The 16078-nt window shown below is 72.5% G+C and carries 13 protein-coding genes; 11 read left to right on the top strand and 2 right to left on the bottom strand.

Annotation, left to right across the window (positions count from 1 at the left end; all coding sequences use genetic code 11):
- Nucleotides 1–76: 76 nt before the first annotated feature.
- Nucleotides 77–988 (bottom strand): cyclase family protein, encoded by a 912-nt coding sequence (locus tag O7620_RS19320; protein ID WP_278124250.1) that lies wholly within the window; start codon nucleotides 986–988, stop codon nucleotides 77–79.
- A 984-nt stretch (nucleotides 989–1972) separates the two neighbouring features.
- Here O7620_RS19320 and mfd point away from each other — a divergent pair.
- The 4 genes from mfd (at nucleotide 1973) to O7620_RS19300 (ending at nucleotide 9513) form a co-directional block, all read left to right on the top strand.
- Nucleotides 1973–5611, top strand: coding sequence for a transcription-repair coupling factor (gene mfd / locus O7620_RS19315; RefSeq protein ID WP_278124247.1), 3639 nt, complete (start codon nucleotides 1973–1975; stop codon nucleotides 5609–5611).
- Between the two features lie 447 nt (nucleotides 5612–6058).
- Nucleotides 6059–6847, top strand: a complete 789-nt coding sequence (locus O7620_RS19310) for a hypothetical protein (protein ID WP_278124245.1) — start codon at nucleotides 6059–6061, stop codon at nucleotides 6845–6847.
- 2 nt (nucleotides 6848–6849) lie between these two features.
- Nucleotides 6850–7821, top strand: coding sequence for a nucleoside triphosphate pyrophosphohydrolase (locus O7620_RS19305; RefSeq protein WP_278124244.1), 972 nt, complete (start codon nucleotides 6850–6852; stop codon nucleotides 7819–7821).
- Between the two features lie 72 nt (nucleotides 7822–7893).
- Entirely contained in the window at nucleotides 7894–9513 is a 1620-nt protein-coding gene (locus tag O7620_RS19300; RefSeq protein WP_278124243.1) for a DUF885 domain-containing protein, read from the top strand.
- A gap of 84 nt (nucleotides 9514–9597) precedes the next feature.
- Here the strand turns inward: O7620_RS19300 and O7620_RS19295 are convergent, their stop codons facing one another.
- Nucleotides 9598–10290 carry a hypothetical protein gene (locus O7620_RS19295; RefSeq protein ID WP_278124241.1) on the bottom strand — a complete coding sequence of 231 codons (693 nt, stop codon included), beginning with the start codon at nucleotides 10288–10290 and terminating at the stop codon, nucleotides 9598–9600.
- A gap of 213 nt (nucleotides 10291–10503) precedes the next feature.
- On the opposite strand from O7620_RS19295, the gene eno reads away from it, so the two are divergent.
- From eno to O7620_RS19260, 7 genes are all read left to right on the top strand, one after another.
- A complete protein-coding gene (gene eno / locus O7620_RS19290) occupies nucleotides 10504–11787 on the top strand; it encodes a phosphopyruvate hydratase (RefSeq protein ID WP_278124239.1) in 1284 nt (427 codons plus the stop codon).
- Between the two features lie 78 nt (nucleotides 11788–11865).
- Nucleotides 11866–12507, top strand: coding sequence for a septum formation initiator family protein (locus O7620_RS19285; RefSeq protein WP_151491725.1), 642 nt, complete (start codon nucleotides 11866–11868; stop codon nucleotides 12505–12507).
- Nucleotides 12508–12539: 32 nt separating this feature from the next.
- Nucleotides 12540–13097 carry a DUF501 domain-containing protein gene (locus O7620_RS19280; protein WP_278124237.1) on the top strand — a complete coding sequence of 186 codons (558 nt, stop codon included), beginning with the start codon at nucleotides 12540–12542 and terminating at the stop codon, nucleotides 13095–13097.
- The gene (locus tag O7620_RS19275) at nucleotides 13094–13615 is read left to right on the top strand and encodes an amino-acid N-acetyltransferase (RefSeq protein WP_151491723.1); all 522 of its coding nucleotides are present in this window, start codon (nucleotides 13094–13096) and stop codon (nucleotides 13613–13615) included. The genes O7620_RS19280 and O7620_RS19275 overlap by 4 nt, the downstream gene beginning before the upstream one ends.
- A 47-nt stretch (nucleotides 13616–13662) precedes the next feature.
- On the top strand, nucleotides 13663–14592 hold the full coding sequence (locus tag O7620_RS19270) for a Ppx/GppA phosphatase family protein (RefSeq protein WP_278127052.1): 930 nt from the start codon (nucleotides 13663–13665) through the stop codon (nucleotides 14590–14592).
- A 162-nt stretch (nucleotides 14593–14754) separates the two neighbouring features.
- Nucleotides 14755–15087, top strand: coding sequence for a PadR family transcriptional regulator (locus O7620_RS19265; RefSeq protein WP_278124234.1), 333 nt, complete (start codon nucleotides 14755–14757; stop codon nucleotides 15085–15087).
- On the top strand, nucleotides 15084–16067 hold the full coding sequence (locus O7620_RS19260) for a hypothetical protein (protein WP_278124233.1): 984 nt from the start codon (nucleotides 15084–15086) through the stop codon (nucleotides 16065–16067). The genes O7620_RS19265 and O7620_RS19260 overlap by 4 nt, the downstream gene beginning before the upstream one ends.
- Nucleotides 16068–16078: the final 11 nt, after the last annotated feature.

The following is a 16078-nucleotide window of genomic DNA, read 5'->3' as shown; positions in this document are numbered from 1 at the left end:
GCCGGTGGTCGGCGGTCGATGGTCAGTGGTCGGCGGCCCGTGGTCGTGGCGGCGGCCCGTGGCCGCGGCTGTGGCTTCAGGCGTCGAGGGTGGCGAACGCGCGGACCGGGAAGGTGCCCATGCCGGCGATCCGGGGTGGAGCCGCGGTGAACCGGAATCCCTCCGGAGGTAACGCGGCGAGGCCGGACAGGTGCTCCACGATCGGGATGCCGGCGGCGAGCAGCGTGCTATGCGCGGGGCGCTCACCACCGGCGGCCGGGCTCATGTCGTCGATGTTGATCGAGTCGATCCCGACCAGGGCGGCACCCGCGTCGACCAGTGCCTGAGCGGCGTCCCCGGTCAGGTACGGCGCTTCCGGTGCGCCGTACCGCTCGGTGCCGAAGTGCGCATCCCACCCGGTGTGCAGCAGCACCGCACGCCCCGCAACCTCGTACGGGGCCAGCATCAGCCGATCCACCGCCCGTACGCCGGCCGGCACCCGGACCACCACGCCGGGCAGGTCGGCGAGGCGGTCCAGCGGGACACCGGTCAGATCGGGCCCGTCCGCCCAGCGGTGTGCCGGCGCGTCGAGATACGTACCGGTGTTGGCGATCATGTCGATCCGGGCCACGTGGAACTCCACGCCCGGGGCGTACCGCTCCCGGGACGCCTCCCGGGTCAGCCAGTCGGTGATCCGGGGGGCCGGCCAGTCGGGCAGCGTGGTCATCCCGTCGCTGATCACCTGGCTCAGCTCGACGAGCCGGCGGCCCGCGCGGGGCTCGGCGGCGACACCCCGGCCGCCCTTGTGTGGCTCCTCGATGATCGTCTTCGCGCTGATCCGGACGTCGGCGACCAGCAGAAGCCCGAGGTGCCGTACAAGGAGCGCGGCCAGATCCTGGTCGGTGATCTCCCGGCCCGGGATGTCCAACCGGAACCCCTCGGTGCGCAGCCCGCCACCGTTGGCGAAGCTCACCTCCGCGTCGAACTGCACCCGCCACTGATCACCCATCCCCAGACCCGACCATGCCCACAGGCACCTGGTCAAGATCGCGCCTGCCTGCCGGGCCGGGCTCCGCGCCTGCCTGCCGGGCCGGGCTCCGCGCCGGCTCGCCGGGCTGGGCTCCGCGCCGGCTCGCCGGGCTGGGCTCCGCGCCTGCTCGCCGGGCTGGGCTCCGCGCCGGCTCGCCGGGCTGGGCTCCGCGCCTGCTCGCCGGGCTGGGCTCCGCGCCTGCTCGCCGGGCTGGGCTCTGCGTGGCCTGCGCGGCTGGGCTCTGCGTGGCCTGCGCGGCTGGGCTCCGCGCGGCCCGTCCGCCGCGAGATCCACACAACTTCAGGGAAACTGCTGCCTCAAAGCGCGCCTGTGCAGCAGTTTCTTTGAAACTGAGTGGATCTCGCGGTGGTAGAGGCGGGGGAGTCAGTCGAACAGGCGGGGGCACCGCCGCCTCGCCGATCATGGAGTTGTGGTGGGCAACAAAAAACTCACAAGGCCCCAAACCAGGCACCACAACTCCTTGATCGACGGGGCTGGACCCCGCCTGCTCCGCGATCTTGCACTTTCTGTCCCGGCTTAAGGGGCATACCGCACATGTCGACGATCGAAACTGCAAGATCGGCGCGACCGGCGCGCTTGAGGCACGCTGGTCTGCCGGGAGTGTCATGGCCAGCACGGGCGGGTTGCGGCCACGTCCGTGACGGCGGTGACATCCGGGCGCGGCGCGGCGCGGCGCGGGGCATGCGGCATGGGGCGTGCGGATGCGGGTGCGGGGCGTGGGGCATGGGGTGCGGGGCGGGCGGCATGGGGCGTGCGGGTGCGGGCACGGGGCGTGGGGTGCGGGGCGTGCGGGCACGGGGCGTGGGGCGTGGGGTGCGGGGGCGACCTGGGGCGGAAGGGGGTGGCTGTCGGTGGACGGGGCTAGGCTTGTTGTCGTGCACCCCCCGTCCAACCGGACGAGGGGCAGCCGTCGTGTGCGTCGACTCCCCTGGAAGTGATCACATGCTCACCGGTCTGTTCTCCGCCGCCCTGGCCGACCCCGGGCTGGCCCGGGCGCGTGACCTGGCGCGCTCCGGTGCCGCCCAGGTCGACGGGCTCGACATCACCGCCCCCGCCGCGCTGCGCCCGTTCGCCGTCGCGGCGGTCGCCGCGGACAACGAAGGGGCCGGGCGGCCGGTGCTGGCGGTGACCGCCACCACCCGCGAAGCCGACGACCTCGCCGCCGCGCTGGGCGGGCTGCTGCCGCCCGAGCAGGTCGTGGTCTTCCCCTCCTGGGAGACGCTGCCGCACGAGCGGCTCTCCCCGCGCTCGGACACGGTCGGCCGGCGGCTGGCGGTGCTGCGCCGGCTGGCGCACCCGGAGTCGACCGACGCGCACGGCGGCACCGGGCCGCTGCGGGTGGTCGTGGCCCCGGTTCGTTCGCTGCTTCAGCCGCAGCTCAAGGGTCTCGGTGACCTGGAGCCGGTGCAGCTCGCCGCGGGCGAGGAGGCGGACCTGGAGGAGGTCGCCCACCGTCTGGTCGACATGGCGTACGCCCGGGTCGACCTGGTCACCAAGCGCGGCGAGTTCGCGGTACGCGGCGGCATCCTGGATGTCTTCCCGCCCACCGACGAGCACCCGTCGCGGGTCGAGTTCTGGGGCGACGAGGTGGAGGAGATTCGCACCTTCGCGGTCGCCGACCAGCGGACCATCGAGCAGGTTCCGCTGCTCTGGGCGCCGCCCTGCCGTGAGCTGCTGCTCACCCCGGCGGTCCGCGACCGGGCCGCCGCGCTCGCCGAGGAGCATCCGGAGCTGGCGGAGATCCTGGACAAGCTGGCCGAAGGCATCCCGGTGGAGGGCATGGAGTCGCTGGCCCCGGTGCTGGTCGGCCCCGACTCGCTGGAGCTGCTGCTGGACGCGATGCCGGCCGGCACCCACGTCCTGCTGTGCGACCCGGAGCGGATCCGCACCAGGGCGCACGATCTGGTGCGTACCTCGGAGGAGTTCTTGCAGGCCAGCTGGGCCGCCGCCGCGGTCGGCGGCCAGGCCCCGGTGGACGTCGGCGCCGCCGCCTTCCGCACCCTGGGCGAGGTCCGCGCCGCCGCCGCCACGTTGCGCCAGCCGTGGTGGACGCTCTCCCCGTTCGGCCTGGTCGAAGGGGAGACGGCGGAGACCGCCGAGACGCGGCAACCCTGGGAGGACGCGCCCGAGCGGGCCGCCGTCACCCCGGACGACGCCATCGCGGTGACCCTCGCCGCCCAGCCGGCGCCGCTCTACCACGGCGAGACCGGCCGGGTCGTCGACGACCTCAAGCGGTGGGCCGGTGAGGGCTGGTCGATCGCGCTGGTCTTCGAGGGGCACGGCCCCGCCCAGCGGGCGGTGGAGGTGCTGCGCGACGCCGGCCTCGGTGCCCGGCTGACCGAGGAGGTGCCGACCGCGCCCGTCCCGGGCGAGCTGGTGGTCACCTGCGGCGCGCTGAGCAGCGGGTTCGTCGACGAGGCGTCCCGTTTCGTGCTGTTGACCGGCAACGACGTCACCGGCGGTCGGGGCACCTCGACGCGGGACATGCGCAAGATGCCGAGCCGTCGGCGCAACACCATCGACCCGCTGGAGCTGAAGGCCGGCGATTTCGTGGTGCACGAGCAGCACGGCATCGGCCGCTACGTCGAGCTGGTGCAGCGCACCGTCAACGGCGCCAGCCGCGAATACCTGGTCATCGAGTACGCGGCCAGCAAGCGGGGCCAACCCGGCGACCGGCTGTTCGTGCCGACCGACCAGCTCGACCAGCTCTCCCGTTATGTGGGCGGCGAGCAGCCGACCCTGCACAAGATGGGCGGCTCGGACTGGCAGAAGTCGAAGGCCCGGGCCCGCAAGGCGGTCCGGGAGATCGCCGCGCAGCTCATCCAGCTGTACGCGGCCCGCAAGGCGTCCAAGGGGCACTCGTTCGGCCCGGACACGCCCTGGCAGCGGGAGTTGGAGGACGCGTTCCCCTGGCAGGAGACCCCCGACCAGCTCGCCGCGATCGACGAGGTCAAGCGGGACATGGAGCAGACCGTCCCGATGGACCGACTGATCTGCGGTGACGTCGGCTACGGCAAGACCGAGATCGCGGTCCGTGCGGCGTTCAAGGCCGTGCAGGACGGCAAGCAGGTCGCGGTGCTGGTGCCGACCACGCTGTTGGTGCAGCAGCACTTCAACACGTTCGCCGAGCGGATGAGCCAGTTCCCCGTCGAGATCCGGCAGCTGTCGCGGTTCCAGACCGCGAAGGAGACCGAGCGGACGCTGGAGATGGTGGCCGCCGGCACGGTCGACATCGTCATCGGCACCCACCGCCTGTTGCAGACCGCGACCCGGTTCAAGCAGCTCGGTCTGGTGATCGTCGACGAGGAGCAGCGTTTCGGTGTCGAGCACAAGGAGCACCTGAAGACGCTGCGCGCGTCGGTCGACGTGCTGAGCATGTCGGCCACCCCGATCCCGCGGACGCTGGAGATGGCGATCACCGGCATCCGGGAGATGTCCACGATCGCCACCCCACCGGAGGAGCGGCACCCGGTGCTCACCTTCGTCGGCGCGCAGGACGACCGGCAGGTCGCCGCGTCCATCCACCGGGAGCTGCTCCGCGACGGGCAGGTCTTCTACCTGCACAACCGGGTCGAGTCGATCGACCGGGCGGCGCGGCGGCTGCGGGAGCTGGTGCCCGAGGCGCGGGTCGCGGTGGCGCACGGCCAGATGGGTGAGGACGCCCTGGAGAAGGTGATGGTCGGCTTCTGGGAGAAGGAGTTCGACGTCCTGGTCTGCACCACGATCGTCGAGTCGGGCATCGACATCCCGAACGCCAACACGCTGATCGTGGAGCGCGCCGACCTGCTCGGCCTGGCCCAGCTGCACCAGATCCGGGGCCGGGTCGGCCGGGGTCGGGAGCGGGCGTACGCGTACTTCCTCTACCCGCCGGAAAAGCCGCTCACCGAGCACGCCCACGAGCGGCTGGCGACCATCGCCCAGCACACCGAGTTGGGCGCGGGTATGTACGTGGCCATGAAGGACCTGGAGATCCGGGGCGCGGGCAACCTGCTCGGCGGCGAGCAGTCCGGGCACATCGAGGGTGTCGGTTTCGACCTGTACGTGCGGATGGTCGGCGAGGCGGTGTCCGCGTTCAAGGGTGAGCGGCCGGAGGAGGAGACCGACGTCAAGATCGATCTGCCGATCGACGCGCACCTGCCGCACGACTACGTGAGCGTGGAACGGCTGCGCCTGGAGATGTACCGCAAGCTCGCCGAGGCGCGCGACGAGGAGCGGCTGCGTGAGGTGGTCGCGGAGATGACCGACCGGTACGGCGAGCCGCCGGCCCCCGTGCAGAACCTGGTGGAGGTGGCCCGGTTCCGCCTGCTGGCCCGCCGGTACGGCCTCACCGACGTGTCCATGCAGGGCAAGCACGTGCGGTTCGGCCCGCTGCCGTTGCCCGACTCGAAGCAGTTGCGGCTCAAGCGCTACCACCCGGACGCGGTCTACAAGCAGGCCACCGACCAGGTCAGCGTGCCTCGGCCGACGACCCGTCGGGTCGGTGGCGAGCCGCTGCGCGACCAGGCGCTGCTCCAGTGGTGCGCCCAGTTGCTCTCCGATGTGCTCGGTGCCCCCGCCCCGCTCGCCGTCGCGGCGAGCTGACCCGGCCGGCCAGAACCTGGCCGGCCAGGACCCGGCCGGCCACAGAGCCGGCCGGCCACGGGAGCCGGCCGGCCACGGGAGCCGGCCGGCCACGGGAGCCGGCCGGCCACGGGAGCCGGCCGGCCACGGGAGCCGGCCGGCCACGGGAGCCGGCCGGCCACGGGAGCCGGCCGGCCACGGGAGCCGGCCGGCCACGGGAGCCGGCCGGCCACGGGAGCCGGCCGGCCACGGGAGCCGGCCGGCCACGGGAGCCGGCCGGCCACGGGAGCCGGCCGGCCACGGGAGCCGGCCGGCCACGGGAGCCGGCCGGCCACGGGAGCCGGCCGGCCACGGGAGCCGGCCGGCCACGGGAGCCGGCCGGCCACAGGACTCGGCCGGCCACGTGAGGCCGGCCGGGTGAGGTGGGGGCCGTCACAGCATGGAACAGGGCATGAGAGAGTGACGGGCATGCGTGCTCGCCGTGTGATCGCCGCCGCCAGCGTCGCGGCTCTGGGTGTCCTCTCCCTCGCCGCCTGCGGGAAGTCCGCACCGGACGTCGCCGCGTACGTCGGTGACACGACGTACTCGCTCGACCGGGTCGACGCGATCTACGACGACGTGCAGGCGAAGTACGGCGACGCGGTCCGCCGGGAGGCCGGTCAGGCGGGCGCGACGCCGTCACCCGAGCAGCTGCGTTCCGCCGTCACCCGGCAGGACGTGGTGAACCTGCTGGTCAGCCTGGATCTCGGCAAGCGGGTCGCGGCGGCGAAGAAGCTCCAGGTGCCCGACGAGGTCACGCCGCAGCAGTTGGAGCAGAACCTGCGGGTGCCGGCCAGCACCGAGTACGCCAAGCTCTGGGGTGAGTGGATCGACCTGCTCCAGGCGCTCAACCAGCAGCTCCCGCCGGCCGACCTCAGCGACGATTCGTTGATGGCCGTCTACGACGCGCTCGCGAAGACCGGGGCGATCCAGGGCGGGATGCCGGTGGCCGACGTGCGGCGGGCCTTCGGTGACGGCGGTTTCGTGCGCAGCGCCACCGCGCTCAGCGCCGCGCTGGAGGAAGAGGCGAGCCGGGTCGACGTCACGATCAACCCGCGCTACCGGTCGGTGGGCGTGCCGTCGGTGGTGAGCACCGGGCAGTCGTTGGTCTTCTACTCGCTGCCGTACATCAACGAGGAGGGCCCGGTCACCGACATCTCCACCCCGGAGTCGGTGCCGTCGGACGCGTCCCCGGACGCCGAGGGCACGGCCAGCTGAGCATGACGGCACGGATCGTCCTGCTGGTCACCTCGCCCCGGCTGCCGGCCGGTCTGCTGACCGCCGCCGCCTGGGACGTCGTACGCCAGCACCCGGTGTTGACCGGCGCGGAGAGTGAGTTGACCACGGCGGTGCGCCAGGCGGGCGCCGAGGTGACCGTGGTGGACGGCCCGGCGACGCAGCGGCTGCTGGACACGGTGGCCGAGCACGGCACGGCGGTCTGGTTGGCCGGCCCGGCCGGCGATGAGGCCCTGGCCCGTGAGTTGGGTCTGCGGCTGGCCCGGGAGCCGGGGCTGGCCGAGATGGAGCTGATGTACGGCTCGTGGGATCCGCCGGGCGCCCGGCTGCTGGACGCGGTGGCCGTGCTGGATCGGCTGGCCTCGCCCGGTGGTGACCCGTGGAAGCGGGCGCAGACGCACCGCAGCCTCGCCGGGTACCTGCTGGAGGAGAGCTACGAGGCGTACGACGCGATCGACGCCGACGACACCGACGCGCTCCGTGAGGAGTTGGGTGACGTGCTCCTGCAGGTGGTGCTGCACGCCCGGCTCGCCGAGGAGTTGCCCGAGGGTGAGCGGTGGACCATCGACGACGTGGCCGGTGGCCTGGTCGACAAGATGATCCGGCGTAACCCGCACGTCTTCGCCGGCGCGGAGGCGGGCACGCTGGAGGAGATCACCGCCAACTGGGAGCGGATCAAGCGGGCCGAGAAGGCACGCGAATCGGTGCTGGACGGCGTGGCGCTGAGCCAGCCCGCCCTCGCCCTGGCCGCGCAGATCCTGGACCGTGCCGCCCGCGCAGGTTTGTCGGTCCCACCCCCGCTGGCCGCCACCCAGGTCGACGCCGAGGCGAGACTGGGAGCCAGCCTGCTGGCCACGGTAGCGGCGGCCCGCGAGGCGAACCTGAATCCGGAACAGGCCCTCCGCCGCGCGACCCTGGCCTACGCCGAGGCCGTCCGCATCGCCGAAACTGGTTGATCAACCTGCCCGGAACTGACGCAAACCTTTTGATCAACACGACCGGGGCGGGCCGGTCGGTAGGGTGGTCCGGTGGAGGAGTTCGGGGTACTCGCTGAGCGGGTTGTTGAGGCACTACTGGAAGCGCGGCCCGGGGTTGCCACCTCGGCGGGGGATCACCGGTTCGACGACCGGCTCCCGGATCTGTCGGCCGGGGCGGTGGCCGGCGATCTCGCGATGCTCTCCGACGCGGCGAACGCGCTGTCCGAACTGGACCCGGACTCGCTCGACGTCGACGACCAGGTGGACCACGCGCTGCTCACCTCGTTCGTCGACCGGGAGCTGTTCGAGCTGACCGAGATCCGCTCGCACGAGTGGAACCCGCTGCGGCACAATCCCGGCCCGCTGCTGCACCCGCTGCTGGCCCGCTCGTACGCCCCGGCCGAGGTGCGACTGACCCAACTGGCCGGCCGGCTCGCCGCCGTACCGGACGCCCTCGCCACCGCCCGCGCGACCCTGCGGGACATGCCGCGCATCCACGCCGAGACGGCGGTCGGGCAGTTCACCGGCACGGCCGCACTGATCCGCGACCAACTGCCGGGGCTGATCGCCCAGGCGCCGGGCAGCCTCGACCGGGTGGAGCCGGCGGCCACCGCCGCGATCGCCGCACTGGAGGAGTTCGTCGCCTGGCTGCGTGCCGGCCTCGCCGCCGACGCCGGCCCCGGCCGCGACCCACGGCTGGGCCGCCGCCGGTGGGAGGCACGCCTCTGGCACACCCTGGACACCGAGCTGGGCGCCGCCGAGATCCAGCGCCGCGCGTGGGCCAACCTGGACCGGGTCACCGCGGAGATCCGCGAGGCGGCCGTCGAGCTGGTCGGTGGCCGGGCCGACGACGAGGCGGTACGCCGGGCACTCGACGTGCTCGCCGCCGAGCACCCCGACGACGCGACCATCGTCGAGCTGGCCGGCATCACCCTGGACGAGGAGACCGACTTCGTCCGCGCCCACGACCTCGTCACCCTGGTCGACGACCGGTGCGTCATCCAGGAGATGCCGGAGTTCGCCCGTGGCGTCGCCGTCGCGTACTGCGACTCGCCCGGCCCGCTGGAGACCGCGAACGTCCCCACCTTCTACTGCATCGCGCCCACCCCGTCGGACTGGCCCGCGCAGCGGGTCGAGTCGTTCTACCGCGAGTACAACGACCACATGATCCGCAACCTGACCGTGCACGAGGCGATGCCGGGGCACTTCCTCCAGCTCGCCCACGCCCGCCGCTACGTCGGTGGCACCCGCGTGCGGGCGCTGGCCGAGTCCGGCCCGTTCATCGAGGGCTGGGCGGTGTACGCCGAGGAGCTGATGGCCGGGCTCGGCTTCGGCGGTCTGCCGGTGCGGTTGCAGCAGCTCAAGATGCAGCTGCGGATGACCATCAACGCGCTGCTCGACCAGTTGGTGCACGCCGAGGATCTGCCCGAGGCCGAGGCGATGGCGTTGATGACCGGGCGGGGCTTCCAGGAGGAGGGCGAGGCGGCCGGCAAGTGGCGCCGGGCGCTGCTCACCTCCACGCAGCTGTCCACCTACTTCGTCGGGTACAGCGAGGTGGCCGAGATCGCCGCCGCCCGCCCCGACGGGGTGCCGGTGCGTGACTGGCACGACGCGATGCTCGCGCACGACTGCCCACCCCCGCGCCACCTGCGCACCCTGCTGGGCATCTGAGCAACCGCCGCTCACCAGCCGACGCCCGCGCCGAAACGCGCCGCGGACGCAGCGAGACGGCGCGGGCGCAGCGGGCCGCGCGGGTTACGGGCGACCGGGGCGGCGGTCCACCACGTTCGCGCCCGCCGGCGGGTCGAACGCGTCCTGCTGCACCGTCTCGGAGTAGCGGCTCAGTGCCAGTTCCATCGGCTTGCCGTCGACCGGCCCGGTGAAGCTGCCCAGCACGCCCTCCGTGGTGACGCAGGCGGTGAAGTCGCCGTCCGCGCGTTGCACCTCGACGCAGGTGGCGTGGCGGCCGGCGACGGTGGTGTCGGTCTGCTTGATGGCGGCCTGCGGGTCGAGCGCCGCGGCGGTCAGCAGCCCCACCACCACCGGTGGAGTGGCCAGGCCCTGCCGGTTCGCCTCGCTGAAGAGCGCCACGGTGGGCTTGCCGGCGGGTGTGGGCGGTGCGACGAGTGTGCACTCCGTGTGACTGCCGGTGGCGGTGCACCGGGTGACCGCCTCCGGGGTGACGGTCAGCCGCCCACCCGGGTAGGTGTACGACGAGCGGGCCGGATCCTGGGCCTGCACGATCGCGGCGGTCTGGCCACCGGGGAGTTGGTAGTCGGCCGAGTAGGTCAGCTCCAACGCCCGGTCGAGGCGGGCGGCGAGGTCGTTGACGAGGTCGGAGCGTTCCATGGCCACTCCGGCGTCCTCGAATGTCTGACAGCCGGTGACCGTGAGCGACGCGATGACCGACACGGCGAGCATGCGGAGGGTGGTCGAGGCGGCGGGCATGGCGACCAGCCTGGTGGATCTGGTCCGCGCAGCGCAAACTCGTTGCCGGTTGACGCCCGGAAATCCGGGAATGTCCGTCAGTGCGGGGCGAGTCGGGTGCGCGGGCGACGCCGTGTCCGTTCCCGTGGCCCGATACGCTGCGTTCAACACCTGCCTCAGCCGCACCGTCGCGGCCCACCCACGGACCGGATCACAACAACGAGGAGCGACTCAGTGGCAACCATCGAGGGAATCGTCGCCCGGGAGATTCTCGACTCGCGGGGCAACCCGACGGTCGAGGTCGAGGTCGGCCTGGACGACGGCACGGTGGCTCGCGCCGCGGTGCCCTCCGGCGCCTCCACCGGCGCGTTCGAGGCGATCGAGCTGCGCGACGGTGACGACGACCGCTACCAGGGCAAGGGCGTGGAGAAGGCGGTCTCCAACGTCGAAGACAAGATCGTCGACCAGATCATCGGGTACGAGGCCAGCGAGCAGCGCCTGATCGACCAGAAGATGCTCGACATCGACGGCACCGACAGCAAGTCGGAGCTGGGCGCGAACGCCATCCTCGGGGTGTCCCTCGCGGTGGCGAAGGCGGCCGCCGGCAGCGCCGAGCTGAGCCTCTTCCGCTACCTGGGCGGCCCGAACGCGCACCTGCTGCCGGTGCCGATGATGAACATCCTCAACGGTGGCGCGCACGCCGACTCCAACGTCGACATCCAGGAATTCATGATTGCGCCGATCGGCGCGCCCACGTTCCGTGAGGCGCTGCGCTCCGGCGCGGAGGTCTACCACGCGTTGAAGTCGGTGCTGAAGAAGAAGGGCCTGTCGACGGGTCTCGGCGACGAGGGTGGCTTCGCGCCGAACCTGCCGACCAACGCCGCCGCCCTGGACCTGATCGCCGAGGCGGTCGAGAAGGCCGGCTACCGGCTCGGCACCGACATCGTGTTCGCGCTCGACGTGGCGGCGACCGAGTTCTTCGACAACGGCACCTACACGTTCGAGGGTGCCGCGAAGTCCGCCGAGGAGATGAGCACCTACTACACCAAGCTCGCCGACGAGTACCCGATCGTGTCGATCGAGGACCCGCTGGCCGAGGACGACTGGAGTGGCTGGCAGACGCTGACCGCGTCGATCGGCGACCGGGTGCAGATCGTCGGTGACGACCTGTTCGTCACCAACCCGCAGCGCATCGCCCGTGGCATCGCGGAGAAGGCGGCGAACGCCGTCCTCGTCAAGGTCAACCAGATCGGTTCGCTGACCGAGACCCTGGACGCGGTGGACCTGGCCCACCGGGCCGGCTTCACGTGCATGATGAGCCACCGCTCCGGCGAGACCGAGGACACCACCATCGCCGACCTGGCGGTGGCCACCGGCTGCGGCCAGATCAAGACCGGCGCGCCGGCCCGCTCGGACCGGGTCGCCAAGTACAACCAGCTGCTCCGGATCGAGGAGGAGCTGGCGGACGCGGCGCGCTACGCCGGCGCCGGTGCGTTCCCGCGCTACCGTTCCGCCTGAGATCGCTGTCGGGAAGCCCCGAGCGGGGCTTCCCGACACCCTCTGTCACGCACGAAGCCTCGGGGGAGGGGTGTGACGATGCAGCAGCGGCGCACACCGGGTGGTCAGCGTCCCGCCCGCCGGCCGGGTCAGTCCGGCCGGCCGGGTGGCGGCCGGGCCACCCGTGGGTCGGTCCGGGAGGCCGGGGTACGCGCCGAGCCGCGGGGTGCCGCCGGTCGGGCGCCGGGCGCGGCCCGGGGCGCCGACGGCGTGCGCTCCGCGAACCGGCCGGCCGCCGCTCGGCGTACCGCCGCCGGCGGTGCGGTCAAACGGCTCGTCGCACCCCATCCCCGTCGCTTCACCGGCCGGGCCACCGTGCTGTTCGCGGTGCTGATCGCGCTCGCCCTGGCCTACACCTACCCGGTGCGGGTCTACCTGGACCAGCAGGCCGACATCGAACGGATGGAGGCCGCGCAGGCAGTGCAGGAGGAGGAGATCGCCAAGCTCGCCGCCGAGGCCGCGAAGTGGCAGGACAAGGCGTTCATCGAGACCAAGGCCCGGGAACGGTTCTTCATGGGTCGGCCGGGCGAGAAGATGATGGTGGTCCTACACGATCCGGAGGGCGCCGCCCGGGACGCCGGGAAGTCGGCCGGCCCGGCCGCCCCGGCGGGTCCAGTGACCTGGTACGACACGCTGTGGTCCAGCGTGCAGGCGGCGGACAGCCAGCAGCCGGGCAAGTGACCAACCGACCAGCACCAGGAGAGATGGGCACCGTGACAGTCGTACCACCGTCGGAGTCGGCGGCGGATTCCGTACCTCTGCCGCAGCGGGAACCGGCCACGGAGGCCGACCTGGCCGCGGTGGCCGCGCAGCTCGGCCGCCCGCCCCGGGGCACCCGGGCGGTGGCGCACCGCTGCCCGTGCGGCCTGCCGGACGTGGTGGAGACGACGCCGCGCCTCGCCGACGGCACCCCGTTCCCGACGCTGTACTACCTGACCTGCCCCCGGGCCACGGCGGCGTGCAGCCGCCTGGAGTCGGCGGGGTTGATGAAGGAGATGGCCGACCGGCTGACGACGGACCCCGAGCTGGCCGCGCACTACCGGGCGGCCCACGAGGACTACCTGGCGCGTCGGGAGGCGATTGGCGAGGTGCCGGAGATCGCCGGCATCTCGGCCGGCGGGATGCCGGGCCGGGTGAAGTGCCTGCACGTGCACCTGGGCCATGCGCTGGGCGCGGGGCCCGGCGTGAACCCGTTCGGCGACGAGACGCTGGAGCTGGTCGAGCCGTGGTGGACGGCCGGGCCGTGCGTGGACGTGCCCCCCACCGAATGAGAGCTCAGACCGAGGGGCAGATCCTGGTGCGGCCGGCCCGCACCGGTGATGTGCGGGGCATCCGACGGCTGGTCGACACGTACACCGACGACCGGCGGCTGCTGAGCAAGGCCACCGTGACCCTGTACGAGGACGTGCAGGAGTTCCGGGTGGCGGTCCGCGCCGAGGACGGCGTGGTGGTGGGCTGCGGCGCGCTGCACGTGATGTGGGAGGACCTGGCCGAGATCCGGACGGTGGCGGTGGATCCGTCCTGCCGGGGCCAGCGGATCGGTCACCGGCTGGTGGGTGAGCTGATCGACGCGGCCCGCGAGGTGGGCGTGGCGCGGATCTTCGTGCTCACCTTCGAGACGCGGTTCTTCCACTCGTTCGGCTTCCGCGAGATCGACGGCGCTCCGGTGCCACAGCCGGTGTACGAGCAGTTGCTGCGCTCGTACGACGAGGGTGTCGCCGAGTTTTTGAACCTGGAGCGGGTCAAACCGAACACGCTGGGCAACACCCGGATGCTGCTGCGCCTGTGAGCTGAGTCCTCGCCGGGCTGTCGTAGGGTTGCGGGGTGACGACGCGTGTGGCGGCCATCGACTGCGGGACCAACTCGATCCGACTGCTGGTCGCCGACCTGCCGGAGGCGTCGGCCGGGTCGCAGGCGCCGCTGATCGACCTGACCCGGCGGATGGAGATCGTCCGGCTGGGGCAGGGCGTGGACCGGACGGGTCGGCTGGCGCCGGAGGCGATCGAACGGACCCGGGTGGCGTTGGCGTCGTACGCCGCCGACATCGAGAAACTGGGCGCCCAGCGGGTGCGGATGTGCGCCACCTCGGCCTCCCGCGACGCGGCGAACGCCGCCGACTTCACCGAGATGGTGCAGGCCACCCTCGGGGTCGCCCCCGAGGTGGTCACCGGTGACGAGGAGGCCCGGCTGTCGTTCACCGGCGCGGTGCGCGGGTTGCCGGCCGACGCGCGGGAGCCGTTCCTGGTCGTCGACATCGGTGGCGGCTCGACCGAGTTCGTGGTCGGTGACCGGGCCGGCGGGGTGCGGGCGGCGATCTCGGTGGATATCGGCTGCGTTCGGATGACCGAGCGTCACCTGGCCGGCGACCCGCCGACGCTGGAGCAGGTCGCCGCCGCGCAGGCCGACATCGCGGCGGCGGTGGACCGGGCGCTCGCGGTGGTGCCCGGCCGCGAGGCGGCCACGCTGGTCGGCCTCGCCGGCTCGGTCACGACCGTGGTCGCCATCGCGCAGGACCTTCAGGAGTACGACCCGGAGCGCATCCACCACGCCCGGGTGTCGTACGAGGCGGTGGCCCAGGTCACCGAGGACCTGCTGGGTCGCACCAGCGCGCAGCGGTTGGCGATCCCGGTGATGCACCCGGGCCGGGCGGACGTGATCGGTGCGGGCGCTCTCGTACTTCGCGTGATCATGGAGCGGGCCGGCATGCCGTCGGTGGTCGCCTCGGAGCACGACATTCTCGACGGCATCGCGTGGAGCCTCCAGTAGGGCACGCGCAGGCGTGATCGACTCACCTTCAGTGAAGGTGGGGTGTCCGGGCGCCTTGAATGGCCCGTTTTCCAGGAACGCGAGTGGATCACCCCGCGGGTGCGGGCGTGTCGCGGCGGATTTCGTTGACGCTATTTCGCATTGCACGGTAGTGTGCAGTGCGTGGACACCACACAGTTGCTGAAGGGCGTGCTCGATCTCGCCGTCCTCGCCGTGCTCCGGGAGGAGGACGGCTACGGCTACGACATCCTGCGCCGGCTCCGGGAGGCCGGGCTGGAGGAGGTCGGCGACGCCTCGGTCTACGGCACCCTGCGCCGTCTCTACGCCGCCGGCCTGCTCACCACCTACGTCGTGCCGAGCGAGTCCGGGCCGCACCGCAAGTACTACGCGCTCAACGCCGCCGGGCGCGACCAGTTGACCCGCTCCGGCAAGCTCTGGCGTTCGTTCGCCACCACCATGGACAGTCTGCTCGACGATCGGGGGATGGCGGTATGACCGTCACGGAGCAGGAGATCACCAACTACGTGGCGCGGGTCCGGGCCGTCCTGGCCGACCTGCCGCCCGCCCAGCGTGACGAGCTGACCGAGGATCTCGCCGACCACCTCGCCGAGTTCGCCGCCGAGACCGACGGTACTCTCGTCGAGCGGTTGGGTGAGCCCGAGACGTACGCCGCCGAGTTGCGCGCCGCGGCCGGCGCGACCGGGCCGGGTGGACGCAACCTGGACCAGCGGGTCGCGTCCGCGGTGGTCCGAGTCCGTGGCCGGCTGCGCGTGCTCGACTCTCGGCTTGGCCCGGTTCTGGGGTACGAGACGGCGAGTGATTTCCTGCGGTTGCTGCGCCCCGCCTGGTGGGTGTTGCGCGGCTACCTGGCGGCGATGCTGGTCACCGTGATCACCACGGGCGGCGAATCCGGCCTGCTGCCCCGATTCGGTGGCGAGTTGCTGGCCGGCGTGATCATGTTGGTCGGGTTCGTGCTCGCCTCGATCTGGCTCGGACGCCGTTCCGGGCGGTTGACTCGCTGGCCACGGTGGGCGCTGCACGCCGGCAGCCTGGTGCTGGTCGTCTTCGCGCTCGCCGCACTGGTCGACGCGGAGGGCCGGCGCGACGACGGCTACTACTACGACCAGACCTCGGTCGACAGTCCGTACAGCCAGGTCCGTGACGTCTTCGTCTACGACAGCGAGGGCAAGCTGGTGGAGAACGCCCGGCTCTTCGACCAGAACGGCAACCCGATCCGTCTGGGCTACCCGGACTGCGAGGGCCGCGTCGACGAGTACGGCAACCCGCTGCTGCGCCCGTACCCGTACTGCGTCGAGCAGGCGCCGTTCGGATTCCGCGCCCCGAACGGGCGCGTCCCGACACCGACCGCCGTCCCGACACCTGCCGCGACGACCGGGCCGACCGCGACGCCCGAGCCGACCGTCACACCGTCCGGCACTCCGAGCGCCGAGCCCACTCCGACCCCGACGAGCTGAGTGTTGATGTG

It is taken from the genome of Micromonospora sp. WMMD710 (assembly GCF_029626045.1).
Classification (GTDB): domain Bacteria; phylum Actinomycetota; class Actinomycetes; order Mycobacteriales; family Micromonosporaceae; genus Micromonospora.
The sequence above is the reverse complement of the archived record's forward strand: the minus strand, read 5'-3'. Positions and strand labels throughout refer to the sequence as shown.

Coding starts and splice junctions, on each gene's coding strand:
- mfd (WP_278124247.1), top strand. CDS start 1,973: ATGCTCACCGGTCTGTTCTCCGCCGCCCTGGCCGACCCCGGGCTGGCC.
- O7620_RS19310 (WP_278124245.1), top strand. CDS start 6,059: ATGCGTGCTCGCCGTGTGATCGCCGCCGCCAGCGTCGCGGCTCTGGGT.
- O7620_RS19260 (WP_278124233.1), top strand. CDS start 15,084: ATGACCGTCACGGAGCAGGAGATCACCAACTACGTGGCGCGGGTCCGG.
- O7620_RS19295 (WP_278124241.1), bottom strand. CDS start 10,290: ATGCCCGCCGCCTCGACCACCCTCCGCATGCTCGCCGTGTCGGTCATC.
- O7620_RS19285 (WP_151491725.1), top strand. CDS start 11,866: ATGCAGCAGCGGCGCACACCGGGTGGTCAGCGTCCCGCCCGCCGGCCG.
- O7620_RS19305 (WP_278124244.1), top strand. CDS start 6,850: ATGACGGCACGGATCGTCCTGCTGGTCACCTCGCCCCGGCTGCCGGCC.
- O7620_RS19320 (WP_278124250.1), bottom strand. CDS start 988: ATGGGTGATCAGTGGCGGGTGCAGTTCGACGCGGAGGTGAGCTTCGCC.
- O7620_RS19275 (WP_151491723.1), top strand. CDS start 13,094: ATGAGAGCTCAGACCGAGGGGCAGATCCTGGTGCGGCCGGCCCGCACC.